Origin of the sequence: Nonlabens dokdonensis (genome assembly GCF_002162835.1) — a bacterium.
Classification (GTDB): Bacteria; Bacteroidota; Bacteroidia; order Flavobacteriales; family Flavobacteriaceae; genus Nonlabens; species Nonlabens dokdonensis_B.
This window is the reverse complement of the sequence record NZ_MAAX01000038.1, coordinates 1-2667: the sequence shown is the minus strand read 5'-3', so window position 1 is coordinate 2667 and position 2667 is coordinate 1. Positions and strand designations below refer to the sequence as shown.

Genomic DNA, 2667 nt, shown 5'->3' with positions numbered 1-2667 from the left:
AAATCGTAATTGATCCTAAGTTAGAAACTGCTGATATTGATGTTTCAAATAATTCATGGCCAGCAGCTGCTGAGGTGAATAAGTTTGAGCAAATGAAGCAGTAATAGTTTTTAAAACATTTATTTTAAAGCCAGATTCACAATGAATCTGGCTTTTTTGTGTTTAATTAAAATACATTTGTATCATGAAGTGTTTCTTTTCTTTTCTAATTCTAGCTGTGGCGTTTATATCGTGTGATGATCCATCCTTAGATAGCAATTCTGGTACGAATCAAGAAGTCGTTGAGCCTGTCTTAGATGTAGTAGGATTGAGTGATATACAAATTGCTGCTACTACACCTTCTAACGTTACCGATAACATCATGATCTCTTACGATCAAAACAAGCTTATCACTAACATTACTTTTAATGGTAATCAAGATCTGAACTATTCTTTTGATTATGCCGCAAACAACAGACTAGAAACTGCAGTAAAAACAGAATCAAACATTACAACAACGTACAATTTCAGTTATGTAGACGATACAGTCATTATTGAGTCTATAGAACCAAGCGGAGACCTCAGAGAAAGACAACTTTATACTGATACTCAAAACAGAATCAATAGGGTAGTTACAAGACTAACTACTACGACTGGAGCCACCTCGCAAGTAGAAGATTTAAGGTATCAATATACAGCAAACTTCAATGTTAATCGCATCAATAAAATCTCTGAAAATGGTTTTACTATAGTAGGTTATAGTGAGTTTACTTATGAGTTTAATAACAATCCATTCAGAGATATGAATGATGTCTTGAGAATCCTTATTTTTCCAGATTTTGTTCCTTATACTCGTTATTTACCATCTAGTAGAATGGACTACACCAGCGATTCTAATGGTGTAACTCTAGATCGTACTTTTAATTATGAGTATACACTTCAAGAAGATCAGTTTCCGAGTTCACGAGAAATTACCACTACAACTTCAGGTGCATCAGAAATTAGTTTTGAGTTTTTTAATTATATTCCATAGTCGTACACATTCAAAATTCTGCTATCGTATATTTGCACTATGAAAATGATCCCTTTATTTATCAGCACGCCAGAGCTTATGATTGTAGGCTTGGTGGTGATTTTGGTTTTTGGTTCAGACAAGTTGCCTGAGATCGCTAGAGGTCTCGGTAAAGCAATAAAAACTGTGCGCAATGCTACTGATGATATCAAGCACGAGATTACCAAAAGTGCAGACGAACATGGCTTTACAAAGGATGTAAATGAAATCACTAAAAAAATTGAAGAGGTAAAGGATCAAATCGAAGAATCTGGCTCAATAAAGCGCAAATTCTAAAGGCGCAATGTGGGAGCAATTAGTAGAAACCGATCAGCAATTATTCAGATGGATCAATAGTTTGTGGATAGGCAAGTTCCATGGTTTTTGGATTTTTGTTACCCAAATTCAGAATTGGGCTTTCCTTTATATTTTATTCTTTTATTTACTGTATAAAAATTTTGACAAACCTACACGATATGTGGCGATTGTAATGGTGCCTGTTGTGGCTTTGATTACTTTATTTTTTACTAATCTGGTTAAAAATGGAGTAGAGCGATTGCGACCTAATAATGAGCCGCTTTTAATGGACAGCATACAAGTATTACTCAAACCAGAAAATTTTAGTTTTTGGTCTGGTCATAGTGCAGTAAGTTTTGCAGTAACCACATTTGTAGTCCATGCCTTGCGATCAAGGAATGTGACCAAGTGGATTTACCTATTCTATTTATGGCCATTCACTTTTGCTTTTTCTAGAATATTTGTAGGCGTACATTACCCAGCAGATATTACTGTAGGAATGCTGGTAGGATTATTTCTAGGATGGATTAGTTTTGTGCTCTTTGCAAAAATGACAAGAAAACTACAACACACGGCTTAATGTGAGGCCATCGCGTACCGATAGAAGCACAGTTTGCAATCTAGGATCTTCTTTTAAAAGTCGATTAAATTCTAGCAGAATAGGAGTAGATTTATCCTTTGCATTGACTTCTTCAACTACTTTACCATGCCATAAAACATTATCAGAAATAATGAGGCTGCCCGAGTGTACTTTTTCCATAATAAGGTGAAAATAGTTTACATAATTAGGCTTATCGGCATCTATGAAAACAAGGTCAAAGGTTCCTTCCAGCTCTGGGATTATTGTCGTAGCATCACCTATTTTTAGGTTAATGGAAATGTTTTTAGTGCCGCTTTCGCGAAAGCGAGAAAAATATCCAGCAGCAAGATCTTCTAGTTCTTCATTAATATCGATGGTGATGAGCTCACTATTATCAGGCATTCCTTCTGCGATGCAAAGTGCAGAGTAACCGGTGAAGGTTCCTATTTCTAGAACGCGCTTAGGAGTTTTTAAATGGGAGATCATGCTCAAAACACGGCCTTGATAAGGCCCAGAAAGCATAATGGGTTGCAACACCTTTTGATAGGTCTCTCTCGCTAGATCTTGCAGTATTTGCGGCTCATCTTCAGAATGAGCGACTATATAATTATCAAGATCTTTAGGTAAGAAAAACATGAAATGGTTTTAGAAATGTAAAATTACGAAGTAAGATTTTAATTGTACTCCTATTTTGAGATTTGAAGATGAATATGATCATCATGTCTCACGGCATGACAGCCATGAAAACGTATAGTGTTTG

At 35.7% G+C, this 2667-nt stretch carries 4 protein-coding genes; 3 read left to right on the top strand and 1 reads right to left on the bottom strand.

The features are described 5' to 3' along the window. Positions 1 to 184 precede the first annotated feature (184 nt). The 3 genes from A9Q93_RS02405 to A9Q93_RS02395 are packed head-to-tail and all read left to right on the top strand — an operon-like array spanning position 185 to position 1907. Positions 185 to 1012, top strand: coding sequence for a hypothetical protein (locus A9Q93_RS02405; RefSeq protein WP_303685786.1), 828 nt, complete (start codon positions 185 to 187; stop codon positions 1010 to 1012). 39 nt (positions 1013 to 1051) lie between these two features. Then, positions 1052 to 1327 carry a twin-arginine translocase TatA/TatE family subunit gene (locus A9Q93_RS02400; RefSeq protein WP_303685785.1) on the top strand — a complete coding sequence of 92 codons (276 nt, stop codon included), beginning with the start codon at positions 1052 to 1054 and terminating at the stop codon, positions 1325 to 1327. A 7-nt stretch (positions 1328 to 1334) separates the two neighbouring features. Further along, positions 1335 to 1907, top strand: coding sequence for a phosphatase PAP2 family protein (locus A9Q93_RS02395; RefSeq protein ID WP_303685784.1), 573 nt, complete (start codon positions 1335 to 1337; stop codon positions 1905 to 1907). Here A9Q93_RS02395 and A9Q93_RS02390 read toward each other — a convergent pair. Continuing rightward, positions 1890 to 2543: an O-methyltransferase gene (locus A9Q93_RS02390; protein ID WP_303685783.1), complete on the bottom strand. Its 654-nt coding sequence runs from the start codon at positions 2541 to 2543 to the stop codon at positions 1890 to 1892. The genes A9Q93_RS02395 and A9Q93_RS02390 overlap by 18 nt on opposite strands. Positions 2544 to 2667 lie beyond the last annotated feature (124 nt).

Excerpts from the sequence above, each read along its gene's own strand:
- A9Q93_RS02405 (WP_303685786.1), top strand. The coding sequence starts at position 185 with ATGAAGTGTTTCTTTTCTTTTCTAATTCTAGCTGTGGCGTTTATATCG.
- A9Q93_RS02400 (WP_303685785.1), top strand. The coding sequence starts at position 1,052 with ATGAAAATGATCCCTTTATTTATCAGCACGCCAGAGCTTATGATTGTA.
- A9Q93_RS02395 (WP_303685784.1), top strand. The coding sequence starts at position 1,335 with ATGTGGGAGCAATTAGTAGAAACCGATCAGCAATTATTCAGATGGATC.
- A9Q93_RS02390 (WP_303685783.1), bottom strand. The coding sequence starts at position 2,543 with ATGTTTTTCTTACCTAAAGATCTTGATAATTATATAGTCGCTCATTCT.